At 31.6% G+C, this 24,415-nt stretch carries 22 protein-coding genes, 1 pseudogene, 7 riboswitches and 1 other annotated feature; of the genes and pseudogenes, 22 read left to right on the forward strand and 1 reads right to left on the reverse strand.

The features are described from left to right. Positions 1-17 precede the first annotated feature (17 nt). The 6 genes from ssnA to Q6H37_RS08805 all read left to right on the forward strand — a co-directional run bounded on the left by ssnA (position 18) and on the right by Q6H37_RS08805 (position 6,949). Entirely contained in the window at positions 18-1,346 is a 1,329-nt protein-coding gene (gene ssnA / locus Q6H37_RS08780) for a putative aminohydrolase SsnA (RefSeq protein WP_318741021.1), read from the forward strand. Positions 1,347-1,372: 26 nt separating this feature from the next. After that, positions 1,373-2,593, forward strand: coding sequence for a YgeY family selenium metabolism-linked hydrolase (locus Q6H37_RS08785; RefSeq protein ID WP_318741023.1), 1,221 nt, complete (start codon positions 1,373-1,375; stop codon positions 2,591-2,593). A gap of 18 nt (positions 2,594-2,611) precedes the next feature. Continuing rightward, positions 2,612-3,562, forward strand: coding sequence for a carbamate kinase (arcC, locus tag Q6H37_RS08790; RefSeq protein ID WP_318741025.1), 951 nt, complete (start codon positions 2,612-2,614; stop codon positions 3,560-3,562). A 43-nt stretch (positions 3,563-3,605) separates the two neighbouring features. Then, a complete protein-coding gene (locus Q6H37_RS08795; protein WP_318741027.1) occupies positions 3,606-4,286 on the forward strand; it encodes an amidohydrolase family protein in 681 nt (226 codons plus the stop codon). Positions 4,287-4,882: 596 nt separating this feature from the next. After that, on the forward strand, positions 4,883-6,013 hold the full coding sequence (locus Q6H37_RS08800; RefSeq protein WP_318742970.1) for a transposase: 1,131 nt from the start codon (positions 4,883-4,885) through the stop codon (positions 6,011-6,013). A gap of 150 nt (positions 6,014-6,163) precedes the next feature. Then, positions 6,164-6,949 carry an amidohydrolase family protein gene (locus Q6H37_RS08805; protein ID WP_318741030.1) on the forward strand — a complete coding sequence of 262 codons (786 nt, stop codon included), beginning with the start codon at positions 6,164-6,166 and terminating at the stop codon, positions 6,947-6,949. A gap of 130 nt (positions 6,950-7,079) precedes the next feature. On the opposite strand, the gene Q6H37_RS08810 is transcribed toward Q6H37_RS08805, so the two are convergent. After that, entirely contained in the window at positions 7,080-8,363 is a 1,284-nt protein-coding gene (locus Q6H37_RS08810; RefSeq protein WP_318741032.1) for a homocysteine synthase, read from the reverse strand. Positions 8,364-8,471: 108 nt separating this feature from the next. Beyond that, positions 8,472-8,579, reverse strand: a riboswitch (SAM riboswitch). A gap of 187 nt (positions 8,580-8,766) precedes the next feature. Continuing rightward, positions 8,767-8,872, forward strand: a riboswitch (SAM riboswitch). A gap of 293 nt (positions 8,873-9,165) precedes the next feature. On the opposite strand from Q6H37_RS08810, the gene nifB reads away from it, so the two are divergent. The 16 genes and pseudogenes from nifB to Q6H37_RS08890 all read left to right on the forward strand — a co-directional run bounded on the left by nifB (position 9,166) and on the right by Q6H37_RS08890 (position 24,407). After that, a complete protein-coding gene (gene nifB, locus Q6H37_RS08815) occupies positions 9,166-10,443 on the forward strand; it encodes a nitrogenase cofactor biosynthesis protein NifB (RefSeq protein WP_318741034.1) in 1,278 nt (425 codons plus the stop codon). Between the two features lie 24 nt (positions 10,444-10,467). Continuing rightward, positions 10,468-11,295 carry a nitrogenase iron protein gene (nifH, locus tag Q6H37_RS08820; RefSeq protein WP_318741036.1) on the forward strand — a complete coding sequence of 276 codons (828 nt, stop codon included), beginning with the start codon at positions 10,468-10,470 and terminating at the stop codon, positions 11,293-11,295. 38 nt (positions 11,296-11,333) lie between these two features. Then, entirely contained in the window at positions 11,334-12,845 is a 1,512-nt protein-coding gene (locus tag Q6H37_RS08825; RefSeq protein WP_318741038.1) for a nitrogenase component 1, read from the forward strand. Positions 12,846-12,856: 11 nt separating this feature from the next. Next, positions 12,857-14,209: pseudogene (locus Q6H37_RS08830) on the forward strand (nitrogenase component 1). Between the two features lie 154 nt (positions 14,210-14,363). Then, positions 14,364-14,469, forward strand: a riboswitch (SAM riboswitch). 87 nt (positions 14,470-14,556) lie between these two features. Next, complete coding sequence (locus Q6H37_RS08835; RefSeq protein WP_318741040.1) at positions 14,557-14,715, forward strand: YezD family protein; 159 nt, start codon at positions 14,557-14,559, stop codon at positions 14,713-14,715. A gap of 59 nt (positions 14,716-14,774) precedes the next feature. Further along, a complete protein-coding gene (locus Q6H37_RS08840; RefSeq protein ID WP_318741042.1) occupies positions 14,775-15,236 on the forward strand; it encodes a YbaK/EbsC family protein in 462 nt (153 codons plus the stop codon). A 107-nt stretch (positions 15,237-15,343) separates the two neighbouring features. After that, positions 15,344-15,597: a binding site (T-box leader), on the forward strand. Positions 15,598-15,658: 61 nt separating this feature from the next. After that, the gene (locus Q6H37_RS08845) at positions 15,659-16,288 is read left to right on the forward strand and encodes a class I SAM-dependent methyltransferase (protein ID WP_318741044.1); all 630 of its coding nucleotides are present in this window, start codon (positions 15,659-15,661) and stop codon (positions 16,286-16,288) included. Between the two features lie 3 nt (positions 16,289-16,291). Beyond that, positions 16,292-17,440 (forward strand): trans-sulfuration enzyme family protein, encoded by a 1,149-nt coding sequence (locus Q6H37_RS08850; protein ID WP_318741046.1) that lies wholly within the window; start codon positions 16,292-16,294, stop codon positions 17,438-17,440. Between the two features lie 26 nt (positions 17,441-17,466). Beyond that, entirely contained in the window at positions 17,467-18,381 is a 915-nt protein-coding gene (locus Q6H37_RS08855; protein WP_412523913.1) for a PLP-dependent cysteine synthase family protein, read from the forward strand. A 245-nt stretch (positions 18,382-18,626) separates the two neighbouring features. Continuing rightward, positions 18,627-19,061, forward strand: coding sequence for an Rrf2 family transcriptional regulator (locus Q6H37_RS08860; RefSeq protein ID WP_318741050.1), 435 nt, complete (start codon positions 18,627-18,629; stop codon positions 19,059-19,061). 126 nt (positions 19,062-19,187) lie between these two features. Further along, positions 19,188-19,300, forward strand: a riboswitch (SAM riboswitch). Between the two features lie 123 nt (positions 19,301-19,423). Next, complete coding sequence (locus tag Q6H37_RS08865; RefSeq protein ID WP_318741052.1) at positions 19,424-20,575, forward strand: pyridoxal phosphate-dependent aminotransferase; 1,152 nt, start codon at positions 19,424-19,426, stop codon at positions 20,573-20,575. Between the two features lie 71 nt (positions 20,576-20,646). Next, a riboswitch (SAM riboswitch) is annotated at positions 20,647-20,759 on the forward strand. A 112-nt stretch (positions 20,760-20,871) separates the two neighbouring features. Continuing rightward, the gene (locus Q6H37_RS08870) at positions 20,872-21,030 is read left to right on the forward strand and encodes a YezD family protein (protein WP_318741054.1); all 159 of its coding nucleotides are present in this window, start codon (positions 20,872-20,874) and stop codon (positions 21,028-21,030) included. Positions 21,031-21,147: 117 nt separating this feature from the next. Continuing rightward, positions 21,148-21,483 (forward strand): NifB/NifX family molybdenum-iron cluster-binding protein, encoded by a 336-nt coding sequence (locus Q6H37_RS08875; RefSeq protein WP_318741056.1) that lies wholly within the window; start codon positions 21,148-21,150, stop codon positions 21,481-21,483. 148 nt (positions 21,484-21,631) lie between these two features. After that, positions 21,632-21,744: riboswitch (SAM riboswitch) on the forward strand. Positions 21,745-21,924: 180 nt separating this feature from the next. Beyond that, positions 21,925-22,028, forward strand: a riboswitch (SAM riboswitch). A 130-nt stretch (positions 22,029-22,158) separates the two neighbouring features. Continuing rightward, on the forward strand, positions 22,159-22,644 hold the full coding sequence (locus Q6H37_RS08880; protein WP_318741058.1) for a YbaK/EbsC family protein: 486 nt from the start codon (positions 22,159-22,161) through the stop codon (positions 22,642-22,644). A gap of 230 nt (positions 22,645-22,874) precedes the next feature. Beyond that, the gene (locus Q6H37_RS08885) at positions 22,875-23,735 is read left to right on the forward strand and encodes a sensor histidine kinase (RefSeq protein ID WP_318741060.1); all 861 of its coding nucleotides are present in this window, start codon (positions 22,875-22,877) and stop codon (positions 23,733-23,735) included. Between the two features lie 171 nt (positions 23,736-23,906). After that, complete coding sequence (locus Q6H37_RS08890) at positions 23,907-24,407, forward strand: NfeD family protein (protein WP_318741062.1); 501 nt, start codon at positions 23,907-23,909, stop codon at positions 24,405-24,407. Positions 24,408-24,415: the final 8 nt, after the last annotated feature.

A 24,415-nucleotide genomic window follows, 5' to 3' on the forward strand; every position in this document is an offset into this window, starting at 1 on the left:
CAAATGGGGGGAAATATATGTTATTAATAGGAAATGGCAAGCTTATTACTAGAGATGATGCTAGACCCATTATTGATAATGGATGTATTGCTGTAAAGGAAAATAAAATTATTGAAATTGGTTCAACTGAAGCATTAAAGAAAAAATATAAAGATGCAAGGTTTATTGATGCAAAGAATAAGCTTATTATGCCAGGATTTATCAATACTCATATGCATTATTACAGCACTTTTGCCAGAGGGATGGCAAATGACAGTCCTCCAGCAAAAAATCTTATGGATATACTTACAGGACTATGGTGGAGACTTGACAAGGTATTAACTCCAGAGGACATATATTATAGTGCTATTGTACCAATGATTGATGAAGTTAAAAATGGTGTTACAACTGCTTTTGACCATCATGCAAGTGCTTATTCAGTTAAGGGAAGTTTGTTTAAAATAGCTGAAGCTGCAGAAAAGATAGGTATCCGCAGTAGTTTATGTTATGAAACTTCAGATAGAGATGGAGAAAAAATTGCTGATGAAGGTATTGCTGAAAATGTAGAATTCATTAAGTATTGCAATGATAAAAAAGACGACATGATTAAAGGTATGTTTGGACTTCATGCTTCTATGACGATTTCAGATAAAACCTTGGAAAAATGCATGGATGCTATTGAAAATTTAAATACTGGTTTTCATGTTCATACAGGAGAAGGTATACAGGATTTGCAGATTACCAAGGAAAGGTATGGAAAAGGTATTGTACAGAGATGGTATGATGCAGGAGCACTTTCAGATAAGACAATTTTAGTTCACTGTATTCATGTTTCAGATGAGGAAATGGACCTGATTAAAGAGAAAAATACAATAGTGGTTCACAATCCTGAATCCAATATGGGCAATGCTGTAGGTGTATCTCCTGTACTAAAAATGTACAAGAAGGGAATTTTATTGGGGCTTGGTACAGATGGTTATACTGCAGATATGATGGAATCTTACAAAGTAGGAAATATTATTCACAAACATGCTTTTGAAGATTCTACTGTAGCTTGGACTGAAATTCCACAGATGTTTTTCTATAATAATAGAGAGATTGTTGAAAGATTTATTGATGGAAAAATTGGAGTTATAAAAGAAGGAGCACTGGCAGATATAATTATTGTAGACTACAACTCACCTACACCAATAAACGAAAGCAATATTAATTCGCATTTATTATTTGGTATTAATGGACGTTGTGTAGATACAACCATTATAAATGGTGAAGTTATTATGGAAGATAGGAAACTTGTAGGCATTGATGAAGAAAGAATTATGGCAAGAAGCAGGGAACTGGCACAAGATCTGTGGAAGCGTTTTTAAATATAGTTAAAATGGGGGGAGTTTAAATGACGTTAGATTTAAATAAACAAAAAATATTGGAGATGGCAGAAAAATATAAAACTGAAATATCCAAGTTTTTAAGGGATATGGCTGCAATTCCAAGTGAAAGCTGCGGTGAGGAAAAAGTTATACTGAGAATAAAAGAGGAAATGGAAAAAGTAGGCTTTGACAAGGTAGAAATAGATCCAATGGGTAATGTACTTGGATATATAGGGCATGGTAAACACCTTATTGCCATGGATGCTCATATAGACACAGTAGGTATAGGGGATAGGAATCTGTGGAAATATGATCCTTATGAAGGCTATGAGGATGATGAAGTGATTTTAGGAAGAGGTGTATCAGATCAGGAAGGTGGAATGGCTTCCATGGTCTATGCAGGTAAGATAATTAAAGAGCTTGGTCTTGAAGGAGATTATACATTAGTAGTAACAGGTACTATTCAAGAAGAAGATTGTGATGGACTTTGCTGGCAGTATATAATCAATGAAGACAAGGTGAGACCAGAATTTGTAGTTATCACAGAACCAACTTCATTGAATATATATAGAGGACATAGAGGAAGGATGGAAATAAAAGTTACAACTCACGGTGTTAGCTGCCATGGATCTGCACCAGAAAGAGGAGATAATGCAATTTTTAAAATGGCACCTATATTAAATGAATTAAAGGAATTAAATGAAAGGTTGATTGATGATAAGTTTTTAGGAAAAGGCACATTGACTGTATCTGAAATCTTTTTCTCATCACCTTCAAGATGTGCTGTAGCAGATGGATGCAGTATTTCCATTGACAGAAGGCTTACTGATGGTGAAAGCTGGGAATATGCAATTGAACAAATTAAAAATTTACAATCAGTTAAAGCTGCAGGAGCTGAGGTTGAAATGTACACTTATGAAAGACCTTCCTATACAGGATTAAAATATCCTACAGAATGTTTCTTCCCAACCTGGGTACTGCCTAAAGATCATAAAGTGTGCCAAAATGTTATAAGCTGTTATAAAGATTTGTTTAAGAGTGAACCAAAGGTAGATAAATGGACATTTTCTACAAATGCAGTTTCCATTATGGGAAGATATAAAATACCATGTATAGGTTTTGGACCAGGTCACGAAGACCAAGCTCATGCACCTAATGAAAAGACCTGGAAAGATGAATTGGTCAAATGTGCAGCAATGTATGCACTTATTCCATTATCTTATGTAACAGATTATGTAAATAAATAATTATGCGGAGGAATCACAATGGGATTTTGTAAACTGGTTATAGCATTAGGTGGAAATGCACTTCAAGAACCTAATACTCCAGCTACAGCTGAGGCACAACTGAAAGTGATAAAAAAAACTTGTGAATATATTGCAGATATAAGCTGTAAGGGGTATGAGCTTTTAATAGTTCATGGAAATGGTCCCCAAGTGGGAAGAATTTTACTTGCGTCTGAGGCTGCTAATAGTGTTACACCAGTTATGCCTCTTGATGTATGTAGTGCTATGAGTCAGGGATATATAGGATATCATATTCAGCAGTCACTGAGAAAGGCACTGGATAAGAGAAAAAAGAAAGTGCCAGTAGTAACTCTCATAACCCAGGCAGTAGTTGACAAAAATGATCTTGCATTTAAAAATCCAACCAAACCCATAGGCACTTTTTACAGTGAAGAAGAGGCGAAAAAGCTTAAAGAAGAAAAAGGTTATGTGATGAAAGAGGATTCTGGAAGAGGGTGGAGGAGAGTAGTAGCTTCACCTTTCCCAAAAAAGATAGTTGAACTTCCAGTAATTAAAGTGCTGTGGGATTCTACCATTTGCGTAGCAGCTGGAGGTGGCAGTATTCCTGTTGTTGAAAAAGAAGATGGATCATTAGAAGGTGTTGCAGCAGTTATAGACAAGGATCTTGCAGCTGAAAGACTTGCAGAAGATATGAATGCAGATATTTTTATGATATTAACAGAAGTTGAAAAGGTATCACTTAACTTTAAAAAAGCCAATCAAATTGATCTTGATCATATTACAGTGGCAGAGGCAGAAAAGTATATCGAAGAAGGTCACTTTGCTCCAGGGTCAATGCTTCCAAAGGTGAGAGCAGCACTTATGTTTGCAAAGGCAAACTCTTCCCACAAATCTATAATTACATCACTTTATAAAGGTGAAGATGCCTTAGAAGGTAAAACAGGGACAGTTATTACTTTAAATGGATAATGAAGTATACTTTAAGTTTTTTACTTAGAGGGAGGTTTTGCTCATGGGAATAGTACTTGAAGGTGGGAAAATTGTAACTGCTGTAGATTCTTATTGTTCGGATATAAGAATAGAAGGTGAAAAAGTTGTTTCAATAGGAAAAAGTTTAAAAAGATCTGGAGATGAAGTCATATCTGTAAAGGGATGCTATGTTTTACCTGGTGGTATAGATACTCATACCCACTTTGATCTGGAAAGTGGTTCTGTAGTAACTGCAGACAATTTTGAAACGGGGACAAAGGCAGCCTTGGTCGGAGGTACTACTACAATATTGGATTATGCAACACAAAACAAGGGAGAAACATTAAAAGAGGCTTTAAAAAAGCAGCACAAAAAGTCAGATGGACTTTGTTATTGTGATTATGGATTTCATATGGGCATTACAGATTGGAATGATGAAACCTGTTATGAAATGAAAGATATGATTGAAGAAGGAGTAACTTCATTTAAATTATACATGGCTTATAAGAATACACTTCAGGTAGATGACGGTGTAATATTTAAAGCTTTAAAAAGAAGTAAAGAACTAAAAGGAATTATAACTTTCCATTGTGAAAATGGTGATATTATAGAGGAGCTTATAAATGAAGCTAAATCAAAGGGAAATAAATCTCCTTATTATCATCCACGGACAAGACCGGCACAGGTTGAAAAAGAGGTAACTAAACAGTTACAGAAACTTTAGTAAAGGTTATAAAACTTTAAAAGTTTCTTATAACTAAGCCTCCCACATTCATAAAGAGTGTGGAGTGCATCCGGAAAGAATGCCAAAATCCTTTGAACTGCTGGAAGTTCCTAAAGCTTAACTAACTACAACGTAAGGATGAAATAAGCCTAAACGTGAAGGTGGCGAAAGCAGAAAAAATAGTTAAGATGGCATAGGGTTAAATCCTAAGTGCTGAAACAATGGATAATCAGCAACTAAGACTCGAATAGAGTAAAGTTCAACGACTATTCCGTAAAGGAAGTACACTACAAGCTATCGGTAGTGGAAGTGGAGGATGCCCAATTTATACTAAGTTAGTATAACGGGTAATGATATAGTCTACGCTCGTATCCGAAAGGTCGAGGCCACTAGCGTAAGCGAAATGGCATCATAGAAGCAGCGTTCTATGGTAAATATAATAAACTTTATAAATGTTCTTTGAAAACTTTATATAACTTTATAAAACATTACTCTTTTAAAGAAAATAAATGTAATCTTTTAAAATCATAATTAATCATCTCATATAATTTTGCTATATGGTCATAATAAAATTATGGAAGATGAGGTGAAAAATGATGATAAAGGCAATAAAAATAAGATTATTTCCTACCAAAGAACAAGAGATATTAATGTTCAAATCTTGTGGTGTAATGAGATTTGCTTATAATTGGGGCAGAGCTAGATGGGAGGAGCTATATAAGCAAGGTTTAGAACCTTCAAAAGGTAAGATAAGAAAAGAATTTAACAATACTATTAAAAAGCAAGAGGAATATAAATGGTTAAAAGAAGTTAGTGGTCAACTTACAGCACAGGCTTTTGATGATCTAAATAATGCGTATAAGAACTTTTTTAAAGGTTTAGCTAAATATCCTAGATTCAAAACCAAAAGAAAATCTAGAAAGTCCTTTTATGTTAGATATGATAGCATTTACTTAAAAAAAAGTGCTGTCAATATTGAAAAAATAGGCAAAGTAAAATATAAAACAAATTATGATATACCTATTTTACCTAACTATAATAATCCAAGATGTCATTTTGATGGTAAGTACTGGTATCTAACATTAGGATTTGAGCATGACGAAAATCAAGTTGAGCTTAATAAAGATTTATCTATTGGAATTGATTTGGGAGTATCTAATCTAGCTGTAGTAAATTGTATAGATAAGCCTATTAAAAACATTAATAAATGTACTAAGGTTAGGAAATTGAAAAAGAGATTAAAAAGATTACAAAAGCAAGTATCAAGAAAATATGAAGCAAATAGAATAAAAGATAGATTTAATAAAACAAATAATATTATTAAGCTAGAAAAAGTTATTAAATTTGTATATAGAAAGCTTAGTAATATCAGAGCTAATCATATACACCAAACTACTAATATGATAATAAAATTAAGGCCTTACAGAGTTGTGATGGAAGATTTAAATATTAGTGGTATGCTAAAAAACAAACATTTATCAAAAGCTATACAAGAACAAGGCTTTTATGAATTTATTAGACAAATGCAATATAAATGTAAGTTTAATGGAGTAGAGTTTATCCAAGTAGATAAATTTTATCCTAGCAGTAAAACTTGCTCTTGTTGTGGAAATGTTAAAAAAGATTTAAAACTTAAAGATAGAGTATATGTATGTGATATCTGTGGATTAGAAATAGATAGAGATAAAAACGCTTCAATAAATCTTGGTAACTACAAAATAGTATAAATGGTGATTTTGAAAAATTATACTATGTGTATCCTGCGTTGTGGGAGAATTTAAGTCCTGGGAGAGTTACACCAAACTAGAGTAGAATAAGAAACTATTCAAAATAGAACTCTGTGAATAGGAAAGGTTATTTAGTAATGAATAACATAAGTGAAATTTATAAAGTTATATAAGGTTTTTATATGCATTTATAAAGTTTATGCAACGGCAATTGTAAGGTTACTCAATATTGCAGAAATTCTAGATGTACTAGTGTATATTGTGCATTTAAGCACAAGAGAAGGATTATTAAGTATTTTAGATGCTAAAAAGAGAGGAATAAAGGTTTATGCAGAAACCTGTCCTCAATATTTGCTCTTAGATGATTCTTGCTATGGAGATAAAGATAGCAATAGTTTTGAAGGAGCAAAATATGTAATGTCACCTCCACTTAGGAAACCATATGACAATGATGCATTGTGGAAAGGAGTGTGTTATGGAGAGATAATGACTATAGGAACAGATCATTGTTCATTTAACTATAAAGGACAAAAAGAGGTTGGCAGGGATGATTTTAGCAAGATTCCAAATGGAGCTCCAGGGGTAGAGCATAGAATTGGACTAATGTATACTTACGGAGTATTAAAAAATAGAATAAGTATGAATGAAATGGTTGCACTTACTTCAACTAATGCAGCTAAATTATTTGGACTTTTCCCACAAAAAGGGACTATTGCAGTTGGCAGTGATGCTGATATTGTAGTGTGGAATCCTGATTTTTCTACATCTATTAGTGCTAAAAATCAAATGCAAAATGTAGATTATACACCTTATGAAGGCTTTGAGCAGCATGGAAGAGTGCTGCATGCCTTTTTAAGAGGAAACAAGGTCATATACAATGGAAAGCTTATTGAAGATAAGCCTATTGGAAAGTATTTATATAGGAAGACGTGGTGAACTAAAGCTATTGCTTTTTAGCAATAGCTTTTATATAAAGTGATTTTTAGGTTTAGAGGGAGTTTCTACATACTTAAAAATACATCACCTCTACAGAAAAACTGCAAAGGGGATGTATATTAGTTCTTAGTTAAGCCTGTTCAAGAGCTTGATTTAGATCATATATAAGATCATCTACACCTTCAACTCCAATTGAAAGTCTTATAAGATCAGGTGTAACTCCAGCAGCTTTTTGTTCTTCTTCTGTAAGTTCAGCATGAGTTGTACTTGAAGGATGAATTACAAGTGATTTTGCATCTGCTACATTTGCAAGCAATGAGAATAATTTTACGCTATTTATAAATTTCTTACCTGCTTCAAGTCCTCCTTTTATTCCAAATGTAAATATTGAACCTGCTCCTTTTGGCAAGTATTTTTTAGCTAAATCTTTATATGGACTTCCTTCTAATTCAGGATAGTTAATCCATGCAACTTTTGGATGTTTGCTTAGAAATTCGACAATTTTTCGTGTATTAGATACGTGTCTTTCAACTCTAAGTGAGAGAGATTCTAATCCTTGAAGAAAATAAAATGCACTTTGAGGACTTAAAGTTGCACCAGTATTTCTCAAAAGCTGTACTCTAGCCTTTAAAGCAAATGCAGGAGCACCTAGATCAGCATATACTAATCCATTATAACTTTTATCAGGTGTTGTAAAGTCAGGGAACTTTCCACTTGCTTTCCAATCAAAGTTTCCTCCATCAACTATAATTCCACCAATTGTAGTTCCATGTCCACCTATAAATTTAGTTGCAGAATGAACTACTACATCTGCACCATATTCTATTGGTCTCACAAGATATGGAGTACCAAAAGTATTGTCTATGATTAATGGTATTTTATTTTCGTGGGCAATATTTGCAACAGCTTCTATATCAAGAACATTTATTCTTGGATTTCCTATAGTTTCAGCGTAAACTGCTTTGGTTTTATCTGTAATTGCTTTTCTGAAGTTTTCAGGATCATCTGGATTTACAAATACAACTTTTATTCCAAGTTTCTTTAAAGTTACTCCAAATAATTCATAAGTTCCACCATATAATGTGCTTGCAGCAACTACTTCATCACCAGCACTTGCAACATTAAGTATTGAATATAAAATTGCTGCTAATCCTGAAGCTGTTGCAAGACCAGCAACTCCACCTTCTAGTTCAGCAACTCTCTTTTCAAATACATCTGTTGTAGGATTCATAATTCTTGAATATACATTTCCAGGCTCTTTTAATTGAAATAGATTTGCAGCATGATCTGCATTTTTAAATACATAAGAACTTGTTTGATAAATTGGTACAGCTCTTGATCCTGTTGTTGGATCTGGCTCCTGACCTGCATGTACTTGTAATGTTTCAAAGGATAATTTTCTTTCTTCACTCATTTTTTGTTCCTCCTAAATATTAAATATATTTAAAAACGAAACTTCCATAACCTGGCAAAATAAAAAATCTTCTCGTAAGATAAGTTACAAGAAGATTTTTCTTCATGCTTCTCATCTTTCAGGTTTTACCTGCTGGAATTAACACCATACATTCAAATGAAAAATGCTGGTTGTCGGGCTTCACAGGGCCAGTCCCTCCGCCACTCTGGATAAGAAGTTCCGTATTTTATTTTAAACAATAATTCTCAAATTTACAATTAATTAGTATTGTTTGCTTTCGTTGTTACAAAGTATACAGCCTTTAAATTTTGTTGTCAATAGTTAATTTTAAAAAAATTTAGATAAATTTTTTTGTTGACAAAGAAATTGAAAAACTGTATTATGTGTATAAATCAAATAAAAATTCTTATCAAGAGAGATGGAGGGACTGGCCCGATGAAATCCAACAACCTGAATAATTATTTTATTTAAGGTGTTAATTCCAGCAGGATTAACCTGGAAGATGAGAAACAAGAGAATTTAACTTTCTGTGTTTCTTACAGAAAGTTTTTTATTTTAAGCAATCAAATTAAGTTTAAATTTTTAACTTAACAATTGTGTATACTCTTTTGAACACTCATCTGATTTAAAAATATTATATTGATTTCTATTGATTGACTGGATAAACCAGAGGTCAAGTTTTACCTATCTACATAGATAGATAGGTGAAACTTGGCCTTTTCTAATTTGAATTGTTAATGGATTGAAATATAATTAATCAAGTTTTAGTTTTTAATTTTATTTAGAAAAGGAGAAAATAAGTATGAGTGTAAATGTGTTTGCAAGAACTATAGAAGAAAAAACATTTATGCATCCATGTTATAACTGCATTGCTCATAAATATGCAAGAATGCATATACCAGTAGCTCCTAAGTGTAATGTTAGTTGTAATTTTTGTAATAGAAAATATGATTGTGTAAATGAAACCAGACCTGGAGTAACAAGTGAAGTTTTAACACCTGAAGAGGCCAAAGATAAATTTAAAATAGTAAAGGACAAGGTTAGAAATTTAACTGTAGTTGGTATAGCAGGACCTGGTGATCCACTTGCAAATTTTTATGAAACAAAAAAATCTATAGAATTAATAAAAAATGAATCAAAAGATATTACATTTTGTCTTTCAACTAATGGTTTAATGCTTCCTTTTTACGTAGATAAATTGATAGAATTAGGGGTCACACATTTAACTATAACCATAAATGCAGTTAATCCTAAAATAGGTGGGGAAATATACAAATTTGTAAACTACTTGGGAGATGTATTTGTTGGAGAAGAAGCAGGAAGGGTGTTATTGAGCAATCAATTATCAGGACTTAAATATGCTGCACAAAAGGGAATAGTATGTAAAGTTAACATAGTTATGATAAAAGGAATCAATGATATTCATGTTCCTGAAATAGTAAGGAAAGTTAAAGAATGTGGAGCATATATGGCAAATATTATGCCTCTGATACCTGTTAAAGGAAGTGCATTTGAAAATAACCCTACAGTAACCGAAGTTGAATTGAATGACATGAGAAAAAGCTGCGATTCAATATTGAAACAGATGTATCATTGCAAGCAGTGTAGGGCAGATGCTATTGGAACTTTAAAGAATGATATATCAAGTCAATTTAGAGAAAACAATATTGCAAAGGAATCAAATGATAATGAAAATAAATTAGAAGATAAAGATGTAATTGAATTGAAACATCATAAGTACAGATTTGCCATTGCGAGCAAATCAGGTGTAAGTATTGATGAACATTTTGGGCATGCGTCAGAATTTTATATATACGACATGATAAATGATGAAATTAAATTTCGAGAGAAGAGAAAAGTAAATAAGTACTGTAATGGAGTATATGATTGTGGAGAACATGAGGACAAAATAGAAAATATAATAAAAAATGTAATTGATTGTAATGCTGTGCTTGTGGTCAGAGCAGGATTTGAGCCTATGGATAGGCTCTATGAGAAGGGAATAAGAGTATTTGAAATGTACCAGGAAATTAATAAAGGTATAAAAAAAGCTGTTGAATTACTTAAAAAAAATAAATAAATTCAAATTTAGGAGGAATATATTATGAGACAAATAGCTATTTATGGAAAAGGTGGAATAGGTAAATCTACAACTACACAAAATTTAACTGCAGGTTTATCTGAAATAGGAAAAAAGGTTATGGTAGTTGGATGTGATCCAAAGGCAGACTCTACAAGATTACTTTTAGGTGGACTTGCACAGAGAACAGTACTGGATACTTTAAGGGAAGAAGGAGAAGATGTAGATTTAAATTATATATTGAAAAAAGGCTTTAATGGAATAAAGTGCGTAGAATCAGGCGGACCTGAACCAGGTGTAGGATGCGCTGGAAGAGGTATTATAACATCTATAAACATGCTTGAAAGACTTGGCGCATATACTGAAGATTTGGATTATGTTTTTTATGATGTTTTAGGAGATGTTGTATGCGGTGGTTTTGCTATGCCAATTCGTGAAGGAAAGGCAAAAGAAATATATATAGTGGCTAGTGGAGAAATGATGGCACTCTATGCAGCAAATAATATATCAAAGGGAATAAAAAAATATGCCAATAAAGGTGGCGTTAGATTAGGTGGAATTATATGCAACAGCAGAAAAGTAGACAATGAAAGGGGAGTATTGGAGGCATTTGCAGAGGAATTAGGTACACAGCTTATTTATTTTGTACCAAGAGACAATGTAGTTCAAAGGGCAGAAATTAATAAACAAACTGTAATACAATTTGATTCTAAATCAAATCAGGCAAATGAATACAGATCACTAGCAGAGGCAATAGAAAAAAATAAGAACTTTGTAATTCCAAAACCTATGTCACAAAAAAGGTTGGAAGAAATAATTTTGCAAAATGGATTGGTAGAGCAAGTAGTGTAAAATACCATAATTAGAAAGTTGATGAGGAGGTAAAGTTAATGAAATTTAATCTTAAAACTTCAGTAGTAAAAACTCGTGAACAGCGGCTTGGAACTATTATTGGATGGAAAACTGGAAAGGCTTCAGAACTTTCCAGGGATTCTGCTTATACGTGTTCAGGTTGTAAAGGAAATGGTGGAAAAAGGTTGTGTGAAGCTTCAGGACCCTTTACCCAAGGTTCTACTTGTAGTGAACAAATGGTAGAATGTCAGGCTGGCAATGTAAGAGATGCAGTATTAATTCAACATGCACCAATAGGTTGTGGTACAGGACAGGTAGCTTATAATTCCATATATAGAAATGGTCTTGCTATTAGAAATTTACCTGTTGAAAATATACAAATAATAAATACAAATATAAAAGAAACTGATATGGTGTTTGGTGCACTAGACAAGCTGGAACAATCCATAAAGGATGCATGGAATAGACATCATCCTAAAGCAAATTTTGTTGCTACTTCATGTGCTTCGGGAATTATAGGGGAGGATATAGATAGTGTTGCAACTAGAATGCAAGAGGAACTTAGAATACCTGTTGTACCAATGCCATGTGAAGGTTTTATGTCAAAGCACTGGAGTACTGGTTTTGATGCTACACAGCATGGAATTCTAAGGCAGATAGTAAATAAAAACCCTAAAAAGCAAGAAAACCTTGTAAATGTAATTAATCTCTGGGGAAGTGATGTTTTTACACCTATATTGGGGGAGCTTGGACTTAAAGTAAATTATGTTATTGATTTAGCTGAAGTAGAAGATTTGGAAAAGCTTTCAGAAGCTGCTGCAACCATTACGTTTTGTCATACATTATCTTCTTATATGGCAGCTGTTTTGGAAGAACAATTTGGGGTACCGGAAATTAAAGCACCACAACCTTATGGAATTGCAGGGACTGATGCATGGATAAGAGAAATTGCAAAGGTTACGCATAGGGAAGAAAAAGCAGAAGCCTATATAGAGAGAGAGCATAAGAGAATAGCACCAAGGCTTAAAGAGCTTAAAGAACTTTTAAAAGGCAAAAAAGGTTACGCAGCTACAGGTTCAGCATATTCTCATGGACTTATTGCAGTACTCAAGGAACTTGGAATTCAAGTTGATGGTTCTCTTGTATTTCATCATGATCCTGTATATGACAGTAATGATCCAAGTAAAGACTCTTTAAAATTTCTAGTGGATAACTACGATGATGTTCCTAACTTTAGCGTGAGCAATAGACAGCAGTTTCAGTTTTATGGACTACTAAAAAATGTAAATCCAGACTTTATTCTTATAAGACATAATGGTTTAGCACCTCTTGCGTCTCGTATGGGAATTCCAGCAGCACCACTTGGTGATGAACATCATGCAATAGGCTATCAGGGAATTTTAAATTTAGGGGAGACCATTCTTGAAATATTAGCTCATAAAAAATTTCATCAAGATTTGAAAGAACATGTAAAATTACCTTATACAAAATGGTGGCTTGATCAGAAAGATCCATATATACTTGAAAAGCAAAATTATGCAGTGGAATAGGAGTGAAAATAGTGACAAATACAAAAAATGTAGAAAAATCAAATTCAATAGAACAGGTTAGATATGGATGCGCCATTGGAGCAATGCATAGTGTTTTTGCAATTCCAAGGGTTATTCCAATTACCCACTGCGGGCCAGGATGCGCTGATAAACAAACTTCCAACATATCCTTTTATAATGGATTTCAAGGAGGAGGTTATGGAGGTGGATCTGTTATACCAAGTACTAATATACACGAAAAAGAAGTAGTATTTGGAGGTGAAAATAGATTAAGAGAATTAATAGAATCCTCTTTTAAAGTCTTAGATGCAGATTTATTTGTAGTTATGACAGGATGCGTACCAGAAACTGTAGGAGATGATGTGGGAGCTGTAGTAAGTGAGTTTCAGGATCAAGGTTTACCTGTAGTATATGCTGAAACGGGAGGATTTAAAGGAAATAATTTTATAGGGCATGAACTTGTAACAGAGGCTATTATTGATCAATATGTGGGAGATTATAAGGGGCCTTTGAAAAAAGGGCTTGTAAATGTGTGGTCTCTTCTTCCATATCATAATACTTTTTGGAGAGGTGATCTTGCAGAGATCAAAAGAATTTTGGAAGGTGTAGGTTTTGAAGTCAATATTTTATTTGGACATGAGAGTAGTGGAATTTCAGAATGGAAAAATATTAAAAAGGCACAGTTCAACCTTGTACTTTCTCCATGGCTTGGACTTAAAACTGCAGAATATTTAAAGAAAAAGTATGGTCAGCCCTACTTGCATATCCCTATAATTCCTATATGAGCAAAGGAAACTAGCAGTTTTTTGAGAAAAGTAGTTGATTTTTCAGGAATAGATAAAAATAAGGCAGAAGAATTTATTGAGAGTGAAGAAAGAAAATACTATAAATATTTAGAGGATTTTTCTGACTTTTATGCAGAGTATTGGTGGGGGTTACCAGCCAAATTTGCAATTGTAGGTGATAGTGCATACAACTTAGCTATAACAAAGTTTTTAGTAAATCAGCTAGGACTTATACCTGCAAAACAAATTGTAACTGAAAACCCACCAGAGAAATATAGATATATCATTAGAGAAGAATATAAAAATATAGCAGAAGATGTTTCATTGGACGTGGAATTTGAAGAAGACAGTTATACCATTCATGATAAAGTAAGAAAAACTGATTTTGGGCATAAACCTCCAATTATTTTTGGAACTACTTGGGAAAGAGATCTAGCAAAAGAATTAAAAGGTTCTATAGTTGAAATAGGATTTCCAGCATCTTATGAAGTTGTCATATCAAAATCTTATGTAGGTTATAGAGGGGCACTTACACTGCTTGAAAAAATATACACTACCATAGTTAGTGCTAGTGCCTAGTTTTATGCAACCATAAAAGATATGGATTCCAATCTCATATTAAAAAATTGTAAATTAAATATTGACATATTAAAATGTGACTAATATAATAATATATAACATATACGAATAGTATGAAATATCTAAGGAAAATTTGAAAACTTAATATGATATATTCTTATCAAGAGAGGTGGAGGGATTGGCCCTTTGAAGCCTCGGCAGCGGATTCTTTTTTAGAATACTGTGCCAAATCCAACAAAATTATTTTTGAGAGATAAGAAGAGCAGTATTTATAATGCATTAAAACCTCTTCTTTTGTAGAAGAGGTTTTTATTTTCAAATAATGGGATTAAAGTGGAGGGGGTAATGTGATAAATAGTAGCAGAGGTAAGGCTGGTATTTCAGAAGAAAATTTAAATAAACTTTTAGAAATGTTGAAAACTGTTAAATATGGTTCTGTAATTTTAGTTATTCAGGATGGGGTAGTTGTACAAATAGAAAAAAATGAAAAGGTGAGACTAGTGTAGATTAGGAATTGAACAAATTTCATTTTTAACTTTTAAAATATAAAGAGGAGGATACAAGAATGAGTGTAGAAAGTGTGAGAAATTTTTTTAAAGAGAGGAATCAAGAAGATCCAGTATTTGAATTGGAGGATAGTGGGGCTACAGTGGATCTTGCAGCTCAGGTTATAGGTGTTGAAGCTAAGTTTATTGCTAAAACACTGGCATTTAAATTGAAGGAAAAGGATATATTGGTTGTAACTCGTGGTGATGCTAGAATAGACAATAAAAAATTTAGAACTTATTTTAAAACAAAAGCTAAAATGCTTGGTTTAGATGAAGTAGAAGAAATAACAGGGCATCCAGTTGGGGGCGTGTGTCCATTTGGATTGAAAAATCCTATAGATATTTATATAGATGTATCTGTAAAAGATTTTGATTTTGTATATCCAGCAGCAGGTTCGAGAACAACTGCACTTAAGATATCGCCAGAAAGAATTCAAGGGCTTACTAATGCTGAATGGGTTGATGTCTGTCAAGAATAGTATACAGAACTTTAGTAAGGAAAAGTGGTAAATATTACTTTTCCTATTGACATACTAATAAATAGTATATATAATAATATCAATGAGAAAAACATATAGGAATAGTAGGAAAAGTAAAGATGAGAAGAAGTAAGTAAATGGAAGCTGGCAGAGAGAAATCTCCATTGGGTGTAAGAGATTTTGAGTGAAAGTTAACTGAAATGCGTCTCGGAGCTCTGAATCGAAATTTAGTAGACTTCAGTGGGTACGCCCATTAAAGCGTTGAGGTATTATTGTACCAATATTTATGAGTTGTTATGTATTCTATTTTTGATGCATAATAAACAGAGTGGAACCGCGGAAGTTAACTTCTGCCTCTGTATTGAGGCAGGAGTTTTTTGTGTCCAAAAATATATTAAATTATTAAAATTAGGAGGATTGTCATGAATTCTGTAGAGTATTTTAATTCCATAGCAAATCAATGGAATGTGATAAGAGAGGAGTATTTTGAAGAAAAGCTAAAATATACAGCACTTTCTCAATTTGATATAAAAGATAAAATATGTGCAGATTTAGGGTGTGGCACAGGTTTTATATCATTAGCATTACTGGAGAAAGCTAAAATTGTTTTTTCGATAGATAACTCTAAAAATATGCTTAAAGAACTGCATAGTACAGCTTCCAAAAAAGGCTTAAAAGATATATATCCTATTAGTGGTTCTATGGAAAACTTGCCTTTGTTTGATAAATCAATAGATAGAGTTTTTATAAATATGGCTTTACATCATATATTTGATGCAAAAAAAGCAATAGAAGAAATGTTTAGAGTACTTAAAAAGGATGGAACAGTAGTTATAACAGATGTAGAGGAGCACAATGGAGAGTGGGCTAGAACAGAAATGCATGATGAGTGGCTTGGTTTTTCACATGAACAGATAAAGAATTGGCTTAAGGAAGCTGGCTTTAGCCAAGTTCAAGTAAACAGTACAGAACTTAAATGTAAAGGCTATTCAAGTAAAGGAGAATATACAGAAACAGGAATATTTGTAGCAAAAGGAATTAAGGAGGAATAAAAAATGGATATTGAATCATTATTAATACATGGAGGAGTGGATGGAGATAAAACTACAGGTGCTGTAAATGTGCCTATTTATCAAACGTCTACGTACAGACAGTTAGAACTGGGAGTAAATAGTGGATATGAATACTCAAGAACAGGTAATCCAACAAGATATGCACTAGAAAAACTTATTTCAGATTTAGAGGGAGGTTATGCAGGTTTTGCATTTGCCTCTGGAATGGCAGCAATAACAGCAGCCTTAATGCTTTTTAAGAGTGGAGATAAAGTTTTAATATCAGATAATGTATATGGAGGAAGCTTTAGAGTTTTAGATAAGGTATTTAAAAATTTTAATCTTGAATACGAACTTGTAGACACAAGTAATGAAAAGCTTGTGGAGGAAAAGGTTACAGATAATGTTAAAGCTATATTTATAGAAACACCAACAAACCCACTTATGACCATAACAGATATAAATAAGATAGCTGGTATAGCAAAGAATCATGGAATATTAACTATTGTAGATAATACCTTCATGACGCCGTATCTTCAAAAACCAATAGAGCTAGGAGCTGATATAGTAGTTCATAGTGCAACGAAATATTTGGGAGGACACAGTGATTTGGTGGCTGGACTTGCTGTAGTAAATAGTAAGGAATTAGCTGAGAAACTTCATTTTATTCAAAACTCTACAGGAGGAGTGTTAAACCCATTTGACTCATGGCTTTTGATAAGGGGAATAAAGACATTATCAGTAAGAATGGACAGACATATTGAAAATGCAAGTTATTTGGCAGAAATTTTAAAAAGTCATCCAGCAGTAGAAAAGGTCTATTATCCAGGATTTAAAGATCATCCGGGTTATGAAATTCATAAAAAACAAGCAAATGGAGCGGGAGCTATAATATCTTTTGTGCTAAAAGAAGGCTTTAACATAAATGAATTTTTTAAAGGTGTAGAGCTTATAACTCTAGGAGAAAGCTTGGGAGGAGTAGAATCCTTAATATCTCATCCTGCTACTATGACACACGCTTCAATACCTGCTGAAATAAGACAAAAGGTAGGAATAGTAGATAATCTGATTAGATTGTCTGTAGGAATTGAAAATAAGAAGGACTTAGTACAGGATATAGAAAAAGCATTAAGTAAATCAAAAAATATATAAAAAATATATTTTGGGGGGAAATGAAAATGAGTATATATGTTAATGATATAAGGGAATTGGTTGGAAATACGCCTATGCTAAAAATAAATAATTTTAATATAAAAAATGGAGTTAATATATTTGCAAAATTAGAATATCTTAACCCAGCTGGTAGTGTAAAGGACAGAATTGGTGTATACATGATAGAAAAAGCTGAAGAAGAGGGAATTCTTAAAAGAGGACATACTATAATAGAAGCAACTGCAGGTAATACTGGATTAGGAGTTGCTTTAGGAGCTATAAATAAAGGATATAAAGTTATATTTGTAGTACCTGAGAAATTTTCAATAGAAAAACAAGTACTTATGAGGGCTTTAGGAGTAGAAATTATAAATACTCCTAGAGAACTTGGAATGCAAGGAGCTATTGAAAAGTCCCAAGAACTCTTAAATCAAATTCCCAATTCAATTTCTCTTAAGCAATTTGAAAATGGAGCTAATCCAGAGGCTCATTATATAACTACAGGACCAGAAATATATTTGTCTTTAGGTGACCAGATAGATTATTTTGTAGCAGGAGCAGGCAGCGGTGGAACATTTACAGGTATTGCAAAATATTTAAAGGAAAAAAATCCAAATGTAAAGGCTGTATTAGCCGATCCGATTGGATCTACAATTGGTGGTGGTGAAGAGGGCTGCTATAATATAGAAGGTATAGGAAATAATTTTATACCAGGAACTATGGATATAGAATTAGTTGATCATACAATAAAGGTTAATGATGAAGAATCCTTTAAAATGGTAAAAGAACTAGCAAGAAAAGAAGGAGTTATAGTAGGTTCTTCTTCTGGAGCTGCTATGGCAGCGGCCTTAAAATTAGCAGAAACTATAGACAGCGGTAATATAGTTACTGTATTTCCAGACAGAGGAGATAGATATTTTAGCAAAAATATATACGATTAATTAAATATTAAACTTTTACAGTTAAAAAAAATGTCAAGCATTTTTTAGAGAACAATTGTCATCTGTCCTCTGAAAAAGTTGAGTTAAATCTTGTTCTTTAGCTAATTTGAAAAATAAGTTGAAATCATATAACTAAGACAGTTTAAATTTAAAATTGATTTTTAAGTATTGTATTTATATAATAATATTGGTATATGAGAATAATGTTGTTATACCAAATATGCAATTGATGGAAAGGTGATCGTGTGAAGATTTCAACTAAAGGAAGATATGGATTAAAAGCACTTATTGATATAGCTATGTATTCTAATTCTGAAACAGTTACATTAAAAAGTATTTCAGAAAGACAAAATATTTCGGAAGGATACTTAGAACAGATTTTTTCGGCATTAAGGAAAAGTGGTTTAGTTATAGGAAAGAAAGGGGCTCAAGGAGGATATACATTATCAAAGCATATAAGTACAATAACTATTGGAGAAATATTAAGAACCTTAGAAGGTAATTTGTCATTGGTAGATATTAGAAATAGGGATGATGCAGACGATCTAGAGAGATGTATAAATGAAAATCTATGGGATGCAATAAATAAAAATATTAATGATTATTTTGATAGTATTACATTAGAAGATTTAGTTAACAAATACAAGAGTGAAGCGGACTATTATATGTATTTTATTTAAAGAAAAGTTTTGTGTAATAATCTATTTTTGTGTAAGATAAAGTTGAAAAAATATATTGATATAATAAAGTACCACTGATATAATGGAAGAATACTTAAGTTTATTTAGAAAATTTAATATGTTTTATTCTTATCCAGAGAGGTGGAGGGACTGGCCCTATGAAACCCGACAACCGGCATTTTAATATGTATCGGTGTCAATTCCTACAAAGTAATTTTAATTACTTTGAAAGATAAGAGAAGTGGTTGTTACGTGAAATTAAAATTTTGTAAGCAAAGGCTGTTTTTCTTATTTAAAGAAAAACAGCTTTTTAATTTTTTATGATTTAATATTTAAATAAATAGTAATGGGGGCTATATAAAATGCAAAAATTAAGCAACAGATTAGATTATTTTACTGAATCAGTAATAAGAGAAATGACAAGAGTGGCTAATAAATATGGAGCAGTAAATCTTTCACAAGGTTTTCCAGATTTTGATCCACCAAGAGAACTTATTGATAGTTTAAAGGAAGCAGCAGAAAAAGGACCACATCAATATGAAGTAACATGGAGATCAAAAGAATTTAGAGAAAAACTATCAAAGAAACAAGAAAAATTTATGGGAATATCAATAAATCCTGATGAAAATATAGTAGTTACTTGCGGTAGCACTGAAGCTATGATGGTAGCTATGATGTCTGTATGCAATCCAGGGGATAAAGTTATTGTATTCTCACCATTTTATGAAAACTATACAGCAGATACAATTTTAGCAGGAGCAGAGCCTATATATGTACCTTTGGTACCTCCTGAATTCAATTTTGATAGAGAGAAATTAAGAAAAGCTTTTGAAAGTAGACCTAAAGCGCTAATATTGTGTAATCCTTCAAACCCAGTAGGTAAGGTATTTACTAGAGAAGAATTATTATATATAAGCGAACTTGCAAAAGAATATGATACTTTTGTTATTACAGATGAAGTTTATGAGCATATAGTATTTAAGCCAAATAAGCATACTTATCTATCGTCTCTTCCAGGAATGTTTGAAAGAACAGTATCCTGTAGTTCTTTGTCAAAAACTTATTCTATAACTGGATGGAGGCTTGGATACATTATTGCAAGTAAAGATGTTATAAATAATTGTAAAAAAGTACATGATTTCTTAACTGTAGGAGCAGCTGCACCTTTACAAAAAGCAGCTTGTGCAGGATTAAGTCTTGAAGAAAGCTATTATGACGAGCTTAATAATATTTATGAAAAAAAGAAAAAACTGTTTTTAAATGGATTGGATGAAATTGGATTAAAATATTTTGAACCTCAAGGAGCTTATTATGTTTTAGTTGATATTTCAGAATTTGGCTGGAAGGATGACTATGAATTTTGTAAGTGGATGGCAAAAGAAATTGGTGTTGCTGCTGTTCCTGGATCTAGCTTTTTTAAAGAAAATATAAATAATTATATAAGATTTCATTTTGCAAAAAAAGATGAAACATTGATTGAAGCTATTGAAAGATTAAAAAAATTAAAAAAGTAGTCATTTGACTTTTGGTTAGTATATAAAATAATTTTTATGTGAAAAAAGGAATAAAATTAAATATTATTACATTCTTATCCAGAGAGGTGGAGGGACTGGCCCTATGAAGCCCGACAACCGGCATTTTAATATGTATCGGTGCTAATTCCTGCAGAATATAATTACATATTCTGAAAGATAAGAAAAATGGAGTTTTATGAAATGGAAATTTTTTAAAAGCTATCTTTCTTATTGAAGAAGGATAGCTTTTTTATAAGTTATAAGATCAATGTAAACATTAAAAGGAGAAGACTAAAGTGTTAAATAAGAATAAAAGTAATAAGGGTATTTCAGAAGAAAATCTAAATAAGCTTTTAGAGATCTTAAAGATTGTCAAGTATGGTTTTGTAGCTTTAGTTATTCAAGATGGGATGGTAGTTGAAATAGAAAAAAATGAAAAAATGAGAATAGTATGATTTTAAATAAATTTATCAAGAATGTTATTAGCATATTCGAAATATATATTATATATTAAGGGATGTTTAGATGTTGAATCTTTTATGAAATTGCAGTTTGAATTTGGAGGTGAATTTATGAACTATAAAGTAGCTTTTGTTAGTAATGATGGAAAGAATGTAAACGAAAACTTTGAAACATCAAGAAAGCTTTTCATTTTTGAAATTAAAGAAAATATAGCAGAATATTTGGAAACTAGAGAAAGTGGTTTATGTTTTGAAGAGCGTGGTCATAATGAAAAATATATGAAAACGTTAGTAAATTTGATATCGGATTGTAAGGCTATTTTTGTTAAAAATATAGGGTATATGGCTTTAGTGTTTTTAAAGTTTAATGGAATAAAAGCTTTTGAAACAGATTATAGTATAAGTGATGTAATTGAAGGAATATTGAGTTCTTCTTTTGAAATATAATTGTATAAAAGCTACAGTTTAAAAAGTGATATTAAATTTATTTCCTAAATAAGCATTGACATATCATGTATTACATACTATAATTTATACAATTATATTATAATATGTAAATCAATTGTTAATCAGTTAGCTTAAAATAATAAATTTATTCTTATCCAGAGAGGTGGAGGGACTGGCCCTATGAAACCCGACAACTGGCATTTTAATATGCATCGGTGTCAATTCCTACAGAGTAGTTTATACTACAATGAGAGATAAGAAAAATAGCAGGTTTATAAACTAAAATTTTGTTGAAATAAGCTATTTTTCTTAAATGAAAAATAGCTTTTTTTTATCCCTTTAGTTGACCAGAAAACTGGAAACTAATCTATCTTAATTAAGATATAATTAGGTTTCAGTTTTTTTGGTTATTTAACATTACTAAATAATTTAATATTGAAATTCTTATTAAGAGAGACTGAGGGACTGGCCCTTTGATGTCCGGCAACCTGAAATTATGTTTCAAGGTGCTAATTCCAGCAGATATTATATCTGAGAGATAAGAAACTAGAATTTGATAAATCTTCTTGTAGCTTATCTATAAGGAGATTTTATTATGTGCATGTATATCCAATTAATGAACTTGATTTGCCTATTTAAGCTTAATAAAATTAAAAATTTCAAAGGAGAATGAAAATGAGTATAAGTAGTGTAGTGGATGATTTTTTAAGTAAAGGAATAGAATGCTCTATTAACCGATTTGAAAAAAATTCTAAGTTTTTCAGAAAAGAAAAAAGTAATTTGTTAACAAAGGTTTGCACTGCAAAAACACAGATTTTTACAGTAAGAGGACAAAACATAATGGTTGTTACAGATGAAAATACTATAATCAGTAATATAAAATTTAGAGAATATTTTAAAGTAAAACCAAGAGAATTAAGTAATAATGAAATAATAAAAATTACAGGTCATCCTAGTGGAGGGTTAAGTCCCTTCGGATTAAAAAAACCATTAAAAACCTATATAGATATTTCTTTAAAGGGAAAAAATAATATTTATCTTTGTGCAGGAATGAAAAATTTTGTAGTAACAGTTAATTATAATGAAGTAATTAAATTAACTTGCGGTCAGTTGGTGGATATTTGTGAATACAATGATTATGTTAGGGGAGTGATAATATGAGAGTGTTGATTAATTTGGAAAGTCATTTAAACAATTTTTGTGCATTTAGAAATGCTTAATATGATGAAAGAATTAGGTGACATGAATAATCCACTAAAAATCTTTTTAAATAAAATAAAAGAATATTATTAACACTACCTTCATTAAAATGTATTTTAGTGGAGGTAGTGTTATTTTATGATATAATTAATTTGATTACAGAAATAGGGAAGGGAGTTTAGTTTTTTGTAATGAAGAAAAAGTTAGACGTAAATAAAACAATCACTACAGTAATTATTTTAAATGCAATTCAAATAACTACAATTGTTATGGTGATATTGTACAATTACTTTTATAAAAATGTATTAAATTTACAAGATAAATTTTATAGTGGAGAACTTTTGGTATATTTAATTATATCCATAGGAATTATAAATAGTTTTTTTGCAATTAAGGATATTCGTTCTTTAAATGGCAACAATGATGAATATAAAATGCTTAAGAATACATTAGAACAGCTAGGGGAACTTAACAAAACTCTTAGAGCTCAAAGACATGATTTTATGAATCACCTGCAGGTAGTATATAGTCTTATGGAAATGGAAGAATATCATGATGCAAGAGAGTATATAGAAAAAGTATTTAAAGACATTCAAAAGGTAAATAAGGTATTAAAAACTGCTAATCCAGCAGTTAATGCGCTGCTTCAAGCTAAAATACTTTATGGAGAAAAAAGAGGAATAAAAACAGAAATATTAATTACTTCCTCACTTCAAGATTTAAAGGTACCATCTTGGGAATTCTGCAGGGTACTTGGTAATATTGTAGATAATGCAATTTATGCACTTCAAGAAATAGATGAAGAAAGAATTATACAAATAGAATTATTCGAAGATTTAAAGTTATATGGATTTAAAATAAAGAACAATGGACCAAAAATTCCAGAAGAACTTGTGAAAAAAATTTTTAAAGCAGGAGTTACTACCAAAGGTGAAAAAGGAGAAGGTATGGGACTGGCTATTGTAAAGCATATACTAGAGGAATATGGAGGGGGAATTAAAGTATTTACAGAAAATGAATTTACTGTTTTTCAAGGATGGATTCCAAGATAAATAAACTTTTCAATATGATGTAGGGTAAGTCATAAGGTAAAACTTGAAATATGACATTTTAAACTGAATTATGTATTTTTGGACTACTATGCATTCATTTTAATTCATGTAGGAAGTATTATACTAGTATAGACAGATACACAGAAGTTACAATTAAAGGAGGAGGGAGAAATGGAGCTGGTAAGTTTTTTATCTACTATAAGTTGGATTGCCATATTGTGTTTTTCATTTGGATTTTTGCTGGTAGTTATAGAAATGTTTCATCCTGGATTTGGAATACCAGGAATTTTCGGAGCTATATTTTTAATAATGGGCATAGTAATAACAGCGAAAAGTATTATGGAAGCATTGATTTTAGTTAGTATCATCATTGCAGTGTTAGGAGTAGCTCTTACTTTAGTTCTGCGCTCTGCAACTAAAGGTAGACTTTCAAAAATACTAATTTTGCGTGAAACCCAAAAGAAAGAAACTGGATATACAGGCTCCGAGGATTTACAATATTTTGTGGGTCAACAGGGAATTACTCTTACAATTTTGAGACCAGCTGGTATTGCAGATTTTAATGGGATAAAAATGGATGTGGTTTCAGAAGGAGAGTTTATTCCAAAGGATGAAAAGGTAAAGATTATAAAAGTAGAAGGAAGAATAATTGTAGTTAGAAAAATATTTTAGAAAATAAG

The organism is Clostridium sp. JS66, from assembly GCF_033561535.1.
GTDB lineage: Bacteria > Bacillota > Clostridia > Clostridiales > Clostridiaceae > Clostridium_AM > Clostridium_AM carboxidivorans.